Here is an 18,205-nt window from a genome sequence, read left to right as displayed (position 1 = left end):
TTGAATTTACTTTCACTAGGCCAGCTATTGACGCGTAAATTCGTCTTATTTTCACTGGAAATCTCTGGCTAGAGAAAATAAATTTAAATATCACCATAATTCAATGCGTTAGTAAATCTCTTAACCAGAGCTCAGGTTAAATAATTTATTATGAACAATAAAAAACCAACTCGTAAGTTGGTTTTTTATTTAATATTACTAAATAAGGATTTAGTAAGTTGCACTGCCTTTAGTACGAGGGAAGGCAATTACATCACGTACGTTGCCCATACCTGTTACATAAGCCACTAAGCGTTCAAAGCCTAAACCAAAGCCTGAGTGCGGCACGCTACCGTATTTACGTAAATCGCGGTACCAGCTGTAATCTTCTTTGTTTAAGCCCATTTCTTCTAAGCGTGCATCAAGTACATCTAGGCGTTCTTCACGTTGCGAACCACCAATGATCTCACCAATACCCGGTGCTACAATGTCCATTGCGGCAACGGTTTTACCGTCTTCGTTTTGGCGCATGTAGAATGCTTTAATGTCACGTGGGTAGTTTTTAATAACTACCGGTGCTTTAAAGTGCTCTTCAGCTAAGTAGCGCTCGTGCTCAGATTGTAAATCTACACCCCATTCAACAGCGTACTCAAACTTTTTACCACAGTTTTTAAGGATCTCTACTGCTTCAGTGTAATTTACCTGCGCGAAGTCTTTTTCTACAAATTCTTCTAAACGCGTAATTGCAGTTTTTTCTACACGTTGTGCAAAAAATTCCATGTCATCACGGCGCTCTTCAAGTACGGCTTTAAACACGTATTTAAGCATATTTTCAGCAAGTTTTGCGATATCTTCTAAATCAGCAAACGCCACTTCAGGCTCGACCATCCAAAATTCTGCAAGGTGTCGTGATGTATTTGAGTTCTCTGCGCGGAACGTAGGCCCAAACGTATAAATTTTTGACATTGCAGAGGCGTACGTTTCACCGTTTAACTGGCCAGATACAGTAAGAAATGCTTCTTTACCGAAGAAATCTTCGCTGTAATCAACATCGCCTTTGTCTGTAAGCGGTAAGTTTTGCATATCAAGCGTTGATACACGGAACATCTCACCCGCGCCCTCACAGTCACTGGCCGTAATGATTGGTGTGCTGATCCAATAAAAACCTTGCTCGTGGTAAAAACGGTGAATAGCTTGCGCTAAACAGTTACGTACACGAGTTACCGCGCCAATCATATTTGTACGAGGGCGAAGGTGAGCGTGCTCACGTAAGTACTCAATGCTGTGGCGCTTTGCCGACATTGGGTATGAATCTGGGTTTTCTACCCAACCTAACACAGTCACAGTATTAGCTTGAATTTCGTAAGATTGACCTTGGCCAGCAGATTGTACTAAAACACCAGTAACCGACACAGAACAACCGGCTGTTAAGCTAGTAACTTCATCATAATTATTCAGTGAATTAGGAACTACCGCTTGAATAGGATCAAAACACGAACCGTCATGAACGGCTAAAAATGAAATTCCTGCTTTTGAATCGCGGCGAGTACGGATCCAGCCCTTAATTGTTACTTGGCTGTCTACCGCAACATTGCCTTTTAATAGCTCTGAAATCGCTAAATGGCTCATCTTCACTCCAATGATATAAGTTGCCTAACTATTTTTATTTAACTGTGCGCAGCACATTGGCATAAATTGCCCATAAACGGTGCTGCACTTGAACCCTGTATCTTACCTAGTAAAGTTAAATAAAAAAACTATTGTGGGCAACTCTTTAAAATTTTTTATGCATGCGCTTTATTTTTAAGCAGTTTTAAGCGGTTTATTAACACTATTGTTATTTGTTACTCTTAAATTTAGTGATTTTGTGGCATTATTGACGGACAAATCAAATTTATGTTTTTCACACTTAAAAAATCGATGCTATGAAACAAGTTTTTATATTACGAGGGCTACCAGGAAGCGGTAAGTCTTATTATGCGCAGAATCTTGCTGACGAACTAGGGGGAGCTGACGAAAGCCAGTACCTTATATGCTCAACGGATGATTATTTTATTAATGAACAGGGTGAGTATCATTTTGATAAATTTAAATTACCGCAATTTCATAATCTGAATTTAGCGCGTTTTATAAGCGCACTTGCTCAAGGCACACCTTTGGTAATTGTAGATAATACCAATATTAAAAAGTGGGAATTTGTAGCGTATTCGCAAGCCGCTATTGCTTTAGGTTATCAAGTAAAAGAAGTGATTGTCGGTGAAGTGAAAGACAAATCTATGCAGCACTTATACGCTAAACGCAACTCTCATCACATCCCACTTAAAACGATTAGCAAAATGGCGTATATGTTTGAGTGGTAAGCAATTATTATGCATAAATTAATTAGATAAACGATTTGCTATATAAAGTGCGAGCTCATCATCACATCGTTGATGCGGCTACAAATAATAACTGCCAAAATTGTTTGCTACTCTAGAGCGTGTTGACCTTTGTGGATTGAAATTTGTTCAGTCTAGGGGCGATTTAATCGCGGCGCATGTTTGGCATTACGCTGCGTTATCGCCTATTTATGGGGGACAACCACACATCATAGGCTTTGCTTAAATACCAAACACACTGCTGAAAATTCAACCATCAAAGGTCAACACGCCCCAAGGCTATATGCAATGACGATACGTTTCATTAGAAAAACGTCTTTCATTTAAACGACCTGTTACCAATTTGCAATAATACTGACTCAATTAGAGGGATTAAATCTGACGCTAACTTCGTTAAATTTACTTGCAATACGCTCGCTATTAACGCGTAAATTCGCTTTTTCACTAAAAATCTCTGGCTAGCGAAAAATAAATTTAGATATCATCATGGTTCAATATATTAGTAAACCTCTTAACCAGAATTCAGGTTAAGTCAATTTCATTTTTATTCTTAATATCTTCGATTTTAGAGTTTCAAAAAAGCATTAACATATTAAATTAATATGTTAATAATCATCCTAAGCAGAATTCACGCTATCTAAGATTTTCTTATTTTTTGCAATAATAAATCAATCCAAAAGAATTGCTTTTATTGCCTTATGTAAAACTAATATATTTATATGCATTAATAGAATATAAATTATATTGTATGCAATGATAATTAAATGTTACAAGTGTTTCACTCAGTAACCCGTTCTGGATTGAGACACAAATTATCGAAGGTACATTATGAAACTTAATATATTGATTATTGCGTTACCGATACTAGGATCAAGCTCTCTTGCGCTTGCAAACACAACACATGAACGCTTATTTACACCACACGCTGCAGTTATTGAGCGTGTTCATCACCATGGTGTAGAGGACAATCATAACGAAAGAGCGCCAATTGCCCGTGTAAAAGTACAGCCCCAACAGCTAAACAATGTAATGCTGAGCTCTCAAGCGATTATGGCCAACTGTGATTTAAATGCGCTGGCGTCTGCGAATTCTTCAAATATTATCAATGAAATTAAAACCCAGGGTAGCGCGTGTATAAATGAGTTATTTAGCGCGTCGAACTCCATACAAAGTCAGGTGTTCACTTCTGAAAAAATGTTTGCGGTAGCCAATCATGCTAAATCTCTTTCTCAAACCTATGCAGGTGGTGGTGATAGCGACTTACAAGCATTGTTTTTGTATTTGCGTACTGGCTTTTATGCAGAGTTTTACAACGATAATATTAGTTTTAGTTCGTGGGTTACACCCGCAGTAGTCGATGCTATTGACGCATTTGTAAATAATAGCCATTTTTATGACGACAATGATGGGCACGGTAAAACGCTCAATGAAGTGATCATTACAATGGATAGTGCAGAGCAGCAACACCGCTACTTACCCGTTGTTAAGGAGTGGCTTACGCGCTTTAACGAAAGTTATGCGGCAAAATGGAATATGCGAGGAGCTATTAATGGCATTTTTACATTGCTTTATAGAGGCCAATGGAATGATGCTTATGTAGCTGCGGTTGCAACGGATGTTGATTTGGTTGTAAAACTTAATGCATTTACACAAAAGCAGTGGATGATAGACTCTGATGCTGAATTTTTAATCGTAAATGCCGCAAGTGAGCTCGCACGGTTAAAAAAATATTCTGAGACCGCTATTCAAAGTGAGGTAGATAAAGGCGTTAAAGCTATTTTTAGCACTTATAATAGCTTTGGCTTTGGTGATGCTGTTTGGCTTGCCGCAGCTGATTCAGTGAGTTATTACGCCGAATGTAGTCTTTATAATATTTGTGGTTTTGCAGAGCAATTAACGCAACAGGTATTAGCTCAGAGTTACAGTTGTAGCAGTACGATTAAAATTAGATCGCAAAATATGACTGCAATCCAACATGCATCGGCATGTGATGCAATGGGTGCTGAAGAGGGCTATTTCCACAATAAACTAAGTACCAATTTGACTCCTGTTGCTGATGATAACAATAGTTTTTTACAAGTTAATATTTTTGATAGTAACGGCGATTATAGTAAATATGCAAAAGCTATTTTTGGCATAGACACTAATAACGGAGGGATGTATTTAGAAGGCGACCCTTCAGTTGTAGGGAATCAAGCTAATTTTATTGCCTATGAAGCAAGCTACGCTAATGCAGAGCATTATGTGTGGAATTTAGAGCATGAATATGTGCATTATTTAGATGGTCGCTTTGACTTGTATGGTAATTTTAACTCGCCAACAGAAGAAATAGTGTGGTGGTCTGAAGGTGTCGCAGAATATATTGCTAATCAAGATGACAACGAAGCGGCTAAAAATACAATCAGTGATGGATCTCGTTATACCTTAGCGCAAATCTTTGTAACCAATTATGATGGATTTGATCAAGACCGTATTTACCGTTGGGGTTATTTAGCGGTTCGCTTTATGTTTGAACGCCATGGCGACGATGTTGACAGTATGCTTACAGACACCCGCAGTGGTAACTGGAGTGCTTACAAAGCTAAAACGGTCCAATGGGCTAATCGCTATGAAGGTGAATTTGTGCAGTGGTGTGATGATTTGGTGGCAGGTACAACAACAAATGCACCGCCTACAGCAAAAATAAACGGTCCTTACTCTGGTGTTAAAAACGCAGCAATTAACTTTTCAAGCAATGGAAGTACTGACAGCGATGGCGAGATTGCGAGTTATCAATGGCGTTTTGGTGATGGCGGGAGTAGCAATGAAGCAAATCCAGTTCATACATATACAAGCGCAGGTCAGTACACTGTCTCATTAACTGTACTTGATGATAAAGGGTTAGGCCAAACAGTCACATCTACAGTAATGGTTGAAAATGATAATAGCTCTGGGGATGAGGAGCTTGTAAATGGACAGAGCCGTATTATTGCAGGTAATCAAAATGAACAATTATATTTCACTCTCAATGTGCCTCAGGGAGCAACTGATCTCACGTTTAATTTAAACGGGGGCACAGGCGATGCCGATTTATATGTGAGCTATGAAACAACCCCGACGACAAGCAGTTATGACTGTCGTCCGTATGTTGGTGGCAACACAGAGCAATGTACAATAACCCCAGCACAAGTGGGTACTTATAAAATAATGATCAATGGCTATAATTCATTTGATAACGTTCAGCTTACTGCATCGTACAATGCTGGTAGCAGCAATGTCCCTGATGCTTGCGCTACTCAAGGTAGTCGCAGTAGTGGTCGTTTAGAAGATGGCGAGGTTATTTGTTTAGGTAACAGTGGCCCGCTATGGTTCAGTATCGCTGATGTAAAAAGCCAAAACGGCGTTGCGATCACGACTTCAAATGGCAGTGGTGACATTAGTTTAAGTTTCGCAAGTAGCGGTTGGCCGAATACAAATAATGAATCTGCTCAATCAAATAATGCAGGTAATGATGAGTGTATTTATATTTCAAGTCAGGATGAATACTGGGGGTACTTAAAAGTTGCAGGTAACAGTACTGGTGCAAGCTTAGTTGTTGATTTTAACAGCCAAGGTTGTCGATAGGCGTTTTAAATACTTAACTAACCTGAACTCTGGTTAAGATATTTACTAATAAATAACCAAAAAGCCCATGAAAATGGGCTTTTTTTATTGCTAGTAATTGTTTTACTGCATACGTTTATACACTGCAAGCGGATGTGATGTACTTAGTGATACATGAACCTGGTCGCCTGGATTAACAACAACCTCATGGCTTACTCGGCTAGTTACAATGGTAGAGCAGGCCAATTTTACAGCGCATAAGCGGCTACCCCCTTCAAAACGTACCCAAATTACTTCACCATTATTGCCCACACTGCTTTGTACAAGCAGTACATCGTCAGGGCGAAGCAGTACGTCAACATCGCCATTGTCACAGTCAACGCCATGAGCGGGTGCATTACCAATTGAGGTAGTGGCTTGTCCTTGGCTAAATTGTCCACTAATAAAGCTGGCTTCACCTAAAAAGCGTGCGACAAAGCGATTGTTTGGTGTACTAAAACAGCGCTCCGGTGCATCTATTTGCTGAATTTTCCCGCCTTTCAGAATACCTACGCGATCGCCAACCGACAGCGCCTCTTCTTGGTCGTGTGTTACCCAAATTGCAGGCACGCCAGCGGCTTTAAGTGCGTTTCTGATATCCCAACGAAGCATATCTTTAAGGGCTGCATCTAAGTTAGAAAGCGGCTCGTCAAGTAATACGAAGTCAGGCTGGTGGGCAAGGGTGCGCGCAAGTGCGACGCGCTGTTTTTGTCCGCCAGAAAGCGTTGCTGGTTTTTTATTTCTAAAATCATCAAGCCCAAGTAGGTTTATCCAATGATCGGCAGGGGCTGTATTTTTTAACCTAAAGCAAATATTTTGCTGCACAGATAAGTGCGGAAATAACGCAAAGTCTTGAAATACCATACCAACACTGCGTTTCTCAGGAGGTATTGTTAATTTGGGTGTCGCACGCCATTTATCCGTGTTTATTTCGCCTTCGCTAATGGGTATAAGACCAGCGAGCGCTTGTAAAATTGTACTTTTACCACAACCTGTAGGGCCTACAAGCATAAGAATTTCGTTTTCACCCAGCGATAAGTTTAAATCGCTTACTACGCGGTTACTGCCATAATCTATAGACAACTGACTTACAGATAGCATTGTTTTTTAAATCCTTAATGTTCAAACTGGTTGCGTTTTTCGCCAGACATCATAATAGCTAAGCCGCAGGCAGATATCACTACTAACAATAATCCAGGAATAGCGGCACGGCCAAAATAGCCCGCCTCGTATACACGCCATAAATAAGTTGAGAGGGTTTCAAAGCCGGTTGGACCAAGTAGTAGGGTAGCTTCTAACTCACGCATTGATTCTAAAAATACCAGTGCAGCACCGGCAATAATACCGCGCATAGTTAAAGGCAGTGTTATGCGAGTAAACGCTTCGCGTGGGCTTGCGCCAAGTACGAGAGCTGATTTTACTAAGCTTGGATCTAAGTGCTCGGTACTTGTTCTGATTGAGCCTACTGCAAGCGGTAAAAATCGCAGCATATAAGCAATAATAAGCAATCCCAGTGTTTGATACAAAAACGGCAATTGCAAACCACCGTAAACAAGGGCTGTGCCCATTACTATACCCGGGATACCAAAGCCAAAGTAAGTAACACGCTCCATTATGCGACCCGCTTTGCCGCTAAGTGCGGCATGCGCTACTGGAATGGCCACTATCACAGCGACAATTGCGGCAATGAGCGATGCATACGTTGAGTTCCACGCAATGCTAAAATCAAACGAGCTAAAACCATCTCGTGCTAGCCAAAGTGAAAATATAGCCAAAGGTAGGCCGATCGCGAGTAGTAAAATAGGGGCAAACGTAACAAACAGCGCACTTAATTGTAATTTACTTGGAAATAAAATTAACGGGCGACCTTGGCGTTCAGGCGCTGTTTTTATTTGTGATTCAATTAAAAGTAAAAAGCCAACAATCACCATTAGTTGAAGTGAAAGCATTGCAGCGCGCCCTAACGCAAAGGCGTTGTATTCAACATAAATTACGCGGGTAAATGTATCTAAGCGCATCATTGCGGGCGTGCCAAAGTCTGATAACGTATAAAGCGCGACTAACAATGAGCCTGCTGCAATACCGTTAACTACGCGCGGTAATATAACTTTAAATATACTTTGCGTCATCGACATGCCCAGCGTACGCGCGGCATTAACCATGCTTGCATCAAGGCTCAGTAAAGATGAGCGAGTCGTCATCATTACAAACGGAAAGGTATACAGAGTCATTACAATAGCGGCACCTGTTAAGCCATACATTGATGGTGTTTCTATTCCTGTTAAGGTGTTTATTTCGCCTCCGGGGCCAAAAGCAGCATAAAGTGTAAACGCGCCAATATAACTGGGGATTGCCAGCGGCGCCGCAAATACAACTAGCCAGAGTTTTTTAAATGGCAAATGCACATACGCGCTAATAAACGCCAGTGGCACACCAATTAAAATAGATCCGAGTACCGTTAAACCCATTAACGATAATGTGTTACCTAAAATTTGAAGATTATGGCTGTCAAATACTGAACTTGTATCGCTCGCAAGCGTAATTAATATATAAACAGGGGTAAGCGTAATAAGCGCTGCAAGCAGCGCCATTGGGTAAGAGGCTGGTATTTTCATTACAATACGCCGCTGCTACGCATCAAATCTATAGTAGGGCGTAAATCAGCAAGTTGTGTCAAATCTACTTTGGGTGGAGAAATATTAGCAAGTGACGGTAAACCCTCAGGTTGGGTAATACCATTTACTAACGGAATTTCGTAAGCTTCACTGGCTAAGTAACCTTGTACTTCTTTACTTAGTAAGTAACGCATAAAGTTAGTTGCAAGCGGATCGTCGTTAAGCGCTAATACACCCGACGCATTTACTAAACAGCCCGCATCATTTTGCGTAAACGCTAAATCAAGTTTAGCATCAGGCTTACCTGATTTTAAACGCAAAGTGTAATAGTGATTAGCAAAACCAATATCTACTTCACCGCGTTCAACGCCCATAACCACACCTAATTCACCAGCGTATGTTTTAGCACGTTTTTGAATCTTTTTAAGCCACTTAGCGGTTTTGTCGTTGCCTTCTAAAATTCGCATTGCGGTTACAAACGATTGGAAAGAAGCGTAGGCGGGCGCCCAACCAATACTTAAATCGCTGTCGGCAATGTCCATAATGCTTGTTGGAATTTGATCTTTAGTTAAACGCGATGTGTTATATGGCAATGTACGAATACGGCCAGTTACTGGTGCCCACTCTTTATATCTAAATTGTGGTTGTAACTGAGCAGATAAATCACTAGGGATAGGTTGCGCAAGGCCTGCATCGGTTACTAAACCAATCGCGCCTGAATCAACCGCCCAAAATAAATCAGCGCGGCGAACGCCAGCTTTAGCTTCTGCAACAATGGTGTTTGCTAAAGCAGCAGTAGGACCTCGGCGTATACCGAGTTTAAAGTCTGGATTTTTTTTCTGGATTGCTTGTAATACGTTTTCATACAAACCCCCTTCGCCTCGGCCTAAATAAAGAGTTAACTCGCCTTTAAGCTTTGGTAAATCGTCAACAGAAACAGGGTTTGCTATATCAGCGGCTAGCGCACGAGAAAGAGGCAGTGGCAATGAGCCAACTACCCCTAACGCAGCTAGGCCTTGAATAAAGGTCCTACGCTTCACTTAAAATACATCCTTACGTGCTTTTTCGGCTTTTTCTATTAAAACCTTAGCGCGGTCTAATTTGGTTTGCATGTCACTGATCACATCACGTACTTCGTCTACGCTTTTGCTGTTTTTTATGGCTTGTGGCAGTGTTACGTTAAAGTTTTTTTCCAGCACTTCAACTAGTTTTGCATCTTGTTCAATAAGAGTACCTTCAACGCCTTCAAACAGGTGCAGGTAAGTATCGTGAACAATTTCAGTTGCTTCGTCTCGTAAACGCTCAGCAAATTTAGCTACTACACGGTCTAATTTGTGCTTAATTTCATCAATGGTGGCACTTTGTGTCATTTGAGTTGTAGCGGTTGCTTTTACAGTGTCTAACAAGCCTTTTTGCTGGAATTTTGCAGCAAGCTTAACAGCCCCAAGGCCTTGCCACAAGGCTATGTTCATCGCTTTTTGCTGTTTACGAACTTCCTCAGTAGGCTGCTTATTATCAATGGCCATTTTTACGCCATAAAGACCCTGCCAAATAGAAGCGTATACCGGTACAAAGTTAGTTTCTATTGCGCTGTGAAACTTAACTGATTCCCAGTATTCAATTAAATCATCTGTTTTTACCGATTTTGCGCCTTTAGTATCGTAGTCGCTTACCATGGTATCAACTTTGCCTACCATCCATTCTACTTCTTCTGCGTAACTTTTAAGGTTAGCTTGAAGATGATTAACATGCTCGCCAATAGGGCCGTTAGCGAGTACTGGTTGAGTCATAAATGCAGAGGCGAGTAAAAGGCTTACACCTAACGTTTTGGCTGGTTTAAATAATAAATTCATAGCAAGGAGATCCAAAAAAGGTAATTGTAAATGATAGGTATTATCATATCCGTAACGGTCACTAAAATCAACAGACCTAAATCACACCAATTAGATTTTTACCTTTGTTTATGCGCGTTTAACTATGCTGAGGGAATCCTTCTATCTGCTCATAGGATTTATAACTTAGTAAAAGTAAGTAAGAGGTAAATATTGAGGTACTATTATGTACTGCGCGTAAGATTTTACACGCAGTATATAGAGCAAACTTCTTAACCTAAACTCAGGCTGATATATCCACTAACGTATTGAACTATATTAAATTTATTTCTAATCTAAGACTTTTAGTAAATTAAACGCCGTTAGCACTTGAAAATAGCTGCTTGGGATAGATTTATTATTCACAGTTTAGATTATTAATTCAAACCAAACGGATCATCGATGCTGTGACTTGGTTGAGTGAACCACTGTGGGCCTTGGCTCGTCATGTAGAAATGATCTTCTAATCGAACACCAAATTCATCCGGCACAACCAGCATTGGCTCATTACTAAAGCACATACCTTCGCCAAGTGGTGTTTTATTACCACCGACCAAATATGGCCATTCATGGATATCTAAACCAATGCCGTGGCCTGTTCGATGAGGGCAGCCTGGCGTTTGATATTCAGGGCCTAAATCTTGTGACGCTAAGTAGCTACGCGCGGCAATATCAACATTTTCGCAAGGCTCTCCTATTTTAGCCGCTTCAAAAGCCGCAATTTGAGCCGCTTTTTCATACTCCCAAAATGTGCGTTGTCGTGGCGTTGCTTCACCAAAAACGTATGTACGGGTAATATCTGAAATATAGTCATGTACTTTGCAACCGGTATCGATGAGTACCATGTCGCCTTTTTTGAGGTGTTGAGGATCTTTTACGCCATGTGGAAAAGAGGTTGCTACACCAAATAAAACAATGCAAAAGTAGTTACCAGGTGCGCCTACCTTTTGATGAGCTTGTTTTATAAAGTCTTCAACTTCAACAGTGCTAATACCTTCATAAAGCATGCTCGCTGTTGCTTGGTGAACGGCTAATGTCATATCCATAGCGCGTTGCATGAGTGCCAGTTCATTGGCCGATTTGTGCATACGACAATGCGCCGTTACGGGTTGTGCATTAATTAAATTTAGTCCTGTTTGTGCTTTATTAATACCATCAAAAATAAAAAATTGTGCGCTTTCATCAATGCCAATAGTACCGTTTTGGTCTATACCCATTTCACAGAGCATATTTACAAATAAACTGTATGGGCTTTCATGTTCTTGCCAGCCACGGATCGGCCCTTCAATCACTTTAAAGCCGTTTAACGAACCAATCTCAAAATAAGGAGCTATATATTGTACCTCGCCTTTAGCAGGTAGAATTGCACCCACCATACGTTCACTAGCATACCAACGCATTCCCGTGAAATAAGTTAGGTTTGTGCCAGCATTGAGGTAAATAGCATCAATATTATTGGCCTGCATGTATTTTTGCGCAGTGGCTATACGTGCTAAATATTCATCTGTTTGGATGGGTAATAAGTTACCGGTCATGTCGTTTAGACTAGCAAGGGCTTGTTCTTTAGATTGGGTCGCAATACCGAATGTTGTCATAGTTACTCTCTTTTTTTGTGCAGTATGTATTATACCAATCGGTATAAATATTTGAGCAATTTAACGAGTTAAATTGCTCTATAACTTTGTTGTAATTTTAATTTAGAACAACAAGTTATAAAATTTTTCTTAGTTCTAGTACAATTTTTATTATTAAATAAACCCTGTATATAAGCAGGTTACGCCAAAAAACGGCTTATACAATAAGGTTGTAAGTTAATTTTTGGGGTTTTATTTAAGCACAGTGCTGTTACTAATTCAGCAGTTATAGCTCCTTGAGTTAAACCTAAATGTTGATGGCCAAAAGCAAAATAAAGACCTTCATGCTTTGGCGCGCTGCCAATAACAGGTAAAGAGTCGGGTAACGATGGCCGACAACCCATCCAAGTACTGTTTAGCGCTAATGCTTCTTTATCTGTCGCAAGTAATGCTCCAGCATGAGGAAGCAGGGCCAGTGCACGTTTATTATTCATTTTTTTAGTAAGCCCTGCAAATTCTACTGTGCCAGCAATTCTAAGGCCTTGGCTCATTGGAGTCATAATAAAATTACGCTCTGCTGATGCCACAGGACGCGATAAACTATGTTTTACATCCAGCATACAATGGTAGCCTCGTTCAGTATCAAGCGGAACATTGTAACCAAGGGGTGTTAATAAAGTATTGCTCCAAGCTCCAGCTGCAATAATTACTTTATCTGTAATGATATTTTGCTGACATATAAGTTCAAATCCATGTTGTTGAGGTTTAATTTCAGTAATTTTTTGCTGACTAAAAGCCCCGCCAATGTTACTAAATTGTTCAGCTAAATGCAGACAAAATAAATGGGGATCAACACTGTGCGCTGCATCTTCAAACAACAATGCATAATTAATTGTTGTAGATAAACAAGGCTCTAATGTTTGCAATTGGTGTTTGTTAAGCAAGCGTACGGCAATTCCTTGCGCTTTGTAAGACGTTAACATAGCGTCAATCTCATATAACGGTGTTGTCTCAAATGTTAGCAAGCTGCCTTTTTTTATCAATAAATCATTTAAATCACATTCACTAAGTAGTTGCTCATACGCCCCCAAGGCATTGTCATTGAGTGCTTTTAGCGCTTGTGTATGCGCCCGATATTTTACACTTCGCATATTTTTTATGAATAACCAAAGCCAAGGTAATGCCTTTAACATGTAACGATAATCAACTCTTAATGCGCCCAATGGGTTAAACACCATACTGGGCAATTTTTTAAATAGCGAAGGGTGGGCTAATGGAAATACTTGCTCTATTGCAAAATGCCCAGCATTGCCCTTTGAGCAGCCTTGCGCTAAGCCTTTTTCGTCAAATAAGGTAACTGAGTATCCAGCACGTTGTAATTGCAATGCGGTACAAATACCTATAATGCCAGCACCAATAACAGCTACTTTTTGGGCGTTTTTTTTAATCAAAATAATTTACCTTTTTAAATAATCTGAGCTTTGGTTAATAAATCTATCTCAAGCCGCTTTTTTTAGCGCTAACTGTTTGAATTAAATACAATGTGCTCTCTATTGACGCGTAAATTCGCCTTATTTCCACTGACAATCTCTGGCTAGAGAAAGTAAATTTAAATACCTTATAATTCAGTTGTTTAGCAAGTGTGTTAACCGAAGATTAGGTTAAATACTAAAGCGTATCGATTTAAATGTTGACCACGTCTTATTATTTTTAATTTTAAATGCAATATTGATTATTGTATACAATATACATATAGTATCAAGTCAAAACCTCAATAGGAAAATAAAAATGAAAATAAATTGGCACGGTGTTTACCCAGCAGTTACAACTCAGTTCAATCAGGATGATTCAATAAACTTTGCCTCCACAGCAAAAATGATTGACGAATTAATTAATGAAGGCGTCCACGGTATTATTGTATTAGGCACGGTTGGCGAAAACTGTTCTTTAAATGCGGATGAAAAACGTGCTGTACTTAGCATGGCAAGAGAAGTGGTGGGTAAGCGTGTACCTTTGATTTCTGGTGTTGCTGAAACAACAACTGTGAATGCGGTGCAGTTTTCAAAAGATGCGCAAGCAGCTGGAATTGACGGCTTAATGGTATTACCTGGCATGGTGTATCGTTCAAGTGAACGCGAAGCTATCCATCATTACCAACAAGTAGCGCGTAATACATCTTTGCCAATAATGATTTACAACAATCCAGTCACCTATGGTGTTGATGTGTCTATTGAAGGAATGAAGGTACTGGCTGAGGAAACAAACATAGTGTCGGTAAAAGAAGCGACTACCGATACACGACGCATCACCGAATTATTTCGAGAGTTTGGTGACCGATTTGTTGTTTTTGGTGGTGTTGATGACATTGCACTTGAGAGCTTAATGCTTGGTGCAACAGGGTGGATTTCAGGTTTAACCAATGTTTTTCCTAAAGAGTCGGTTGCTATTTACAATTTGGCTAAAATGGGTCGATACCAAGAAGCACTTGAAATTTGGCGATGGTTTTTACCTTTATTGCGCTTAGATACTATTCCTACATTAGTACAGTGTATTAAATTTGCAGAGCAACTTGCTGGGCGAGGTGTTGAGACCGTGCGCGCTCCACGTTTGACATTAACCCCTGACGAAAAAGCAAATGTGACCAAGCTCTACAATGAAGCGATCGCAAACCGTATTGATCTAACTAAATTTAATTTGGATTAAGTTATGCGCAAAGGCACTTTTTTTTGCATCGATGGTCACACATGCGGTAACCCAGTTAGGCTTATCACTAGCGGTCACCCTTACTTAAGAGGGGACAGCATGAGTGAAAAACGCCAAGATTTTTTGCAAAACCATGATTGGATCCGTCAATCGTTGATGTTCGAACCTCGCGGTCACGATATGATGTCGGGTGGGTTTTTATACCCACCAGCCAGCGAGGACGGTGATGCATCTATATTATTTGTAGAAACCTCTGGCTGCCTACCTATGTGCGGTCACGGTACAATAGGTATTGTTACTTTTGCGCTTGAACATGGTTTGTTACAGGCAAAAACACCAGGAACTTTATTACTGGATACGCCTGCAGGGCGTGTTCAAGCAACCTATTTGATGCAAGGTGGTAAAGTGCAGTGGGTTAAAATTTACAATGTACCTGCCTATTTAGCTCACCAATCAATTAGTATTACGGTTCCAGAGTTAGGTGAACTCAGTGTTGATATTGCCTACGGTGGGAATTTCTACATTATTATTGAGCCACAAAAAAACTTCAAAGGCATTGAGCATTTTAACGCCGCAGACATCCTTAAACATAGCCCCCGAGTACGTGATGCAATTAATAGCAAAGTGCAATGTATTCACCCTATCGATCCGTCAGTACAAGGTGCAAGTCATGTGCTCTGGTGCGGAGCTCCCCAAAATACAAATTCTCATGCCGCAAATGCTGTTTTTTATGGTGATAAAGCGATAGACAGATCTCCATGTGGAACGGGGACCAGCGCACGTATGGCGCAACTATTTAGCCAAGGTAAGTTAACGCCAGGAGAGGAGTTTATTCATGAAAGTTATATCGGCAGTCAGTTCGTCGGATGTATTGAAAAAATAGTCGAAGTGGCGGGGATCCCCGCTATTTTACCCAGTATTCGTGGTTGGTCTCGTGTCACTGGTACAAGCACTATAACTGTTGACGATGACGATCCGTACGCGTTCGGATTTCAAGTAATATGATCAGGAGAAAAGTATGACATTAACAGGACAAAGTTTAATTGCAGGTCAATGGTTAGGCAGCAGTGATAACGGTGAATTTAAAGCATTTTCACCTGCTCATAACGGACCTTTAGAGACCAATTTCTTTAATATCAGTGTAAATGAATTAGAGCTTGCAATTAACGAAGCCGAAAACGCATTTTTAGCATACAGAAAAACAACGTTTGAACAACGCGCACTATTTCTAGATTGCATTGCAGAGCAAATAATAGTCTTAGGCGATGAGCTTCTTACATTAACGCAGCAAGAAACAAACTTACCGCTTGCCCGATTGCAGGGTGAGCGTATGCGCACTGTTAATCAACTTAAAGCATTTGCGCAGGTTTTGCGAGAGTCTCCTGATTCACCAATGGGCTTAAAAGTTATTGATGAAGCAGATAACTCGCGTCAGCCTCTGCCTAAACCGCGTACTGAGCTTAACTATTTACCGTTAGGGCCCGTTGCCGTGTTTGGTGCATCTAATTTTCCGTATGCATTTTCAACTCTTGGCGGCGATACTGCGGCTGCATTAGCGGCAGGTTGCCCTGTTATTGTAAAAAACCATGATGCTCATCCAGGAACGGGAGAATTGATGGCACGAGCAGCGTTAGCGGCTATTAAAATATGTGCAATGCCGTTAGGTGTGTTTGCTATGGTGCAAAGTAAATCTTATAACATTTCACATGCCTTAGTTGCAGCCCCAGCTATTAAAGCCGTAGGTTTTACAGGTTCTCTTAGTGTTGCAAACGCGCTTAAAGCAACAATGGTTAAGCGTTATGAAGCGATCCCTTTTTACGCAGAGCTTGGCAGTATTAATCCACAAATCATTTTACCAAACAAAGCGCGAGAGCAAGGTGCGCGTATTGCACAAACGTTATGTCAATCAATGCTTATGGGTAACGGCCAATTTTGTACGAGCCCGGGGCTTTGGTTAGTCCCAACTGGGTGTAAAGGTTTTGAAGAAGAAGTAGCCGACTGCATAGGCAATTCACTCTCAGACACGCTGCTAACACCGAGTATTATTAAAAGCTTTAAATACGCAACTAGCCAGCGGAGCAATATGGATCAAGTCAGCTTATTGGCTAAAGGCAAGCTTGAGTCTGATTTTCATGCTAATGCACATGTGTTTGCATGCAGTGTGGATACTTATTTGGCCTCACCTGCATTGCATGATGAAGTATTTGGTCCTGCAGCATTAATTGTTCGTTATGAGAATGAACAGCAATTATTGTTAATAATCGATAAGCTTGAAGGCCAACTCACGGCCTCTTTACATGGTACACAAGATGATTTAGATAGCGCACAGTGCTTAACAGAAATGTTGCAATATAAAGTGGGGCGTTTAATAACAAATCAAATGCCAACAGGCGTTGAAGTGTGTGGTTCGATGAATCATGGCGGGCCATTTCCAAGCTCAACGGACGTGCGCAGCACCTCTGTTGGCACACATGCAATGTTGCGATTTTTGAGGCCCATTTGTTATCAGTCATAAAAAACAGGGAGGGATGGGAATTTCTTTTGTCCCTATTTATGTTATCTTATAAGGCTTTAATGGCATTGTACCTTGGTTTATTAGCCTAGGTACGTATAATGTATGCTAAATGCAATTTATAGGAATATCATGGCTATTGAGCACAAAACCCGCACTCAGCTCGTTGCAGAAGCTATTCGCGCAAAGATCCTCTCAGGAGAAATTAAAGGAGGAGAGCCACTTCGCCAAGCGGCATTGGCTACGGAGCTAAATGTCAGCCGAATTCCCGTTCGAGAGGCATTATTACAGCTTGAGGCAGAAGGTTTGGTTAACTTTGAGGCGCATAAAGGGGCTACCGCCACGCAATTATCGGCCTCGCAAATTGATGAAATTTTTGATTTACGCGCACTTCTTGAGGCTGAATTGTTAAGTTATTCGATTAATGATCTTACTCATCAAGATTTAATTGATGCAGAATTAATTTTGATCGAACTAGAGGATGCGATGGATGCAGGTGATAGCCACCTTGAAACTGGTGATTTAAATAGTAAGTTTCACGGTAAGTTGTACAGTCGTGCATGTCGTCCACAAACACAAGAACTAGTTAATATGTATAGCAAAAACTCAGAACGCTATGTGAGAATGCATATTTTATTAGCAGGTGGCTTAACAACCGCCCCAGAAGAGCACCGTATATTGCTAGAACTTTGTCGTAATAAAGAAACACGTAAAGCATGTGATTTTTTGAAGAAACATATTTTAGGCGCTAAAAACGACATTAAAAAACTGCTTATAAAGCTCGAAGATGAACAACGTAAATAATCCCAATACTAGGGCGTGTTGACCTTTGTAGATTGAAATTTGTTCAATCCAAGATTAAAATTTGTTCAATCTAGGGGGGTGGAGAACTGCGGCGCGAGTTTGGCATTTATGCTGCGTTATCGCCTATTTATAGGGAGCAACCACACTA

General features: G+C 40.5%; 13 protein-coding genes. 6 read left to right on the top strand and 7 right to left on the bottom strand.

Features of this window, described 5'->3' with window-relative positions; translation table 11 throughout:
* Positions 1–210: 210 nt before the first annotated feature.
* Complete coding sequence (gene asnS / locus CWB66_RS15355) at positions 211–1,608, bottom strand: asparagine--tRNA ligase (protein WP_138586031.1); 1,398 nt, start codon at positions 1,606–1,608, stop codon at positions 211–213.
* Positions 1,609–1,904: 296 nt separating this feature from the next.
* Between asnS and CWB66_RS15350 the strand changes: the two genes are divergently transcribed.
* Positions 1,905–2,339, top strand: coding sequence for an ATP-binding protein (locus CWB66_RS15350; protein WP_077537844.1), 435 nt, complete (start codon positions 1,905–1,907; stop codon positions 2,337–2,339).
* 846 nt (positions 2,340–3,185) lie between these two features.
* A complete protein-coding gene (locus CWB66_RS15345; RefSeq protein ID WP_171037513.1) occupies positions 3,186–5,960 on the top strand; it encodes a collagenase in 2,775 nt (924 codons plus the stop codon).
* 102 nt (positions 5,961–6,062) lie between these two features.
* On the opposite strand, the gene CWB66_RS23220 is transcribed toward CWB66_RS15345, so the two are convergent.
* The 6 genes from CWB66_RS23220 to CWB66_RS15315 form a co-directional block, all read right to left on the bottom strand.
* On the bottom strand, positions 6,063–7,079 hold the full coding sequence (locus CWB66_RS23220) for an ABC transporter ATP-binding protein (protein ID WP_138586029.1): 1,017 nt from the start codon (positions 7,077–7,079) through the stop codon (positions 6,063–6,065).
* Between the two features lie 14 nt (positions 7,080–7,093).
* The gene (locus tag CWB66_RS15335) at positions 7,094–8,593 is read right to left on the bottom strand and encodes an ABC transporter permease (protein WP_138586028.1); all 1,500 of its coding nucleotides are present in this window, start codon (positions 8,591–8,593) and stop codon (positions 7,094–7,096) included.
* Entirely contained in the window at positions 8,593–9,633 is a 1,041-nt protein-coding gene (locus CWB66_RS15330) for an extracellular solute-binding protein (RefSeq protein WP_138586027.1), read from the bottom strand. The genes CWB66_RS15335 and CWB66_RS15330 overlap by 1 nt, the downstream gene beginning before the upstream one ends.
* Positions 9,634–10,446, bottom strand: a complete 813-nt coding sequence (locus CWB66_RS15325; protein ID WP_138586026.1) for a hypothetical protein — start codon at positions 10,444–10,446, stop codon at positions 9,634–9,636.
* Positions 10,447–10,841: 395 nt separating this feature from the next.
* A complete protein-coding gene (locus CWB66_RS15320) occupies positions 10,842–12,059 on the bottom strand; it encodes a M24 family metallopeptidase (protein ID WP_138586025.1) in 1,218 nt (405 codons plus the stop codon).
* Positions 12,060–12,238: 179 nt separating this feature from the next.
* Positions 12,239–13,489, bottom strand: a complete 1,251-nt coding sequence (locus tag CWB66_RS15315) for an NAD(P)/FAD-dependent oxidoreductase (protein ID WP_138586024.1) — start codon at positions 13,487–13,489, stop codon at positions 12,239–12,241.
* 337 nt (positions 13,490–13,826) lie between these two features.
* Here CWB66_RS15315 and CWB66_RS15310 point away from each other — a divergent pair, with 337 nt between their 5' ends.
* The 4 genes from CWB66_RS15310 to CWB66_RS15295 all read left to right on the top strand — a co-directional run bounded on the left by CWB66_RS15310 (position 13,827) and on the right by CWB66_RS15295 (position 18,057).
* Positions 13,827–14,741, top strand: coding sequence for a dihydrodipicolinate synthase family protein (locus CWB66_RS15310; RefSeq protein WP_138586023.1), 915 nt, complete (start codon positions 13,827–13,829; stop codon positions 14,739–14,741).
* 3 nt (positions 14,742–14,744) lie between these two features.
* Positions 14,745–15,746 carry a 4-hydroxyproline epimerase gene (locus CWB66_RS15305; protein ID WP_077537853.1) on the top strand — a complete coding sequence of 334 codons (1,002 nt, stop codon included), beginning with the start codon at positions 14,745–14,747 and terminating at the stop codon, positions 15,744–15,746.
* Positions 15,747–15,759: 13 nt separating this feature from the next.
* Entirely contained in the window at positions 15,760–17,256 is a 1,497-nt protein-coding gene (locus tag CWB66_RS15300; RefSeq protein WP_138586022.1) for an aldehyde dehydrogenase (NADP(+)), read from the top strand.
* Positions 17,257–17,385: 129 nt separating this feature from the next.
* Positions 17,386–18,057 carry a GntR family transcriptional regulator gene (locus tag CWB66_RS15295; RefSeq protein WP_138586021.1) on the top strand — a complete coding sequence of 224 codons (672 nt, stop codon included), beginning with the start codon at positions 17,386–17,388 and terminating at the stop codon, positions 18,055–18,057.
* The last annotated feature ends 148 nt before the right edge of the window (positions 18,058–18,205 follow it).

It is taken from the genome of Pseudoalteromonas sp. S558 (genome assembly GCF_005886635.1).
Classification (GTDB): domain Bacteria; phylum Pseudomonadota; class Gammaproteobacteria; order Enterobacterales; family Alteromonadaceae; genus Pseudoalteromonas; species Pseudoalteromonas aliena.
The sequence above is the reverse complement of the archived record's forward strand: the minus strand, read 5'-3'. Positions and strand labels throughout refer to the sequence as shown.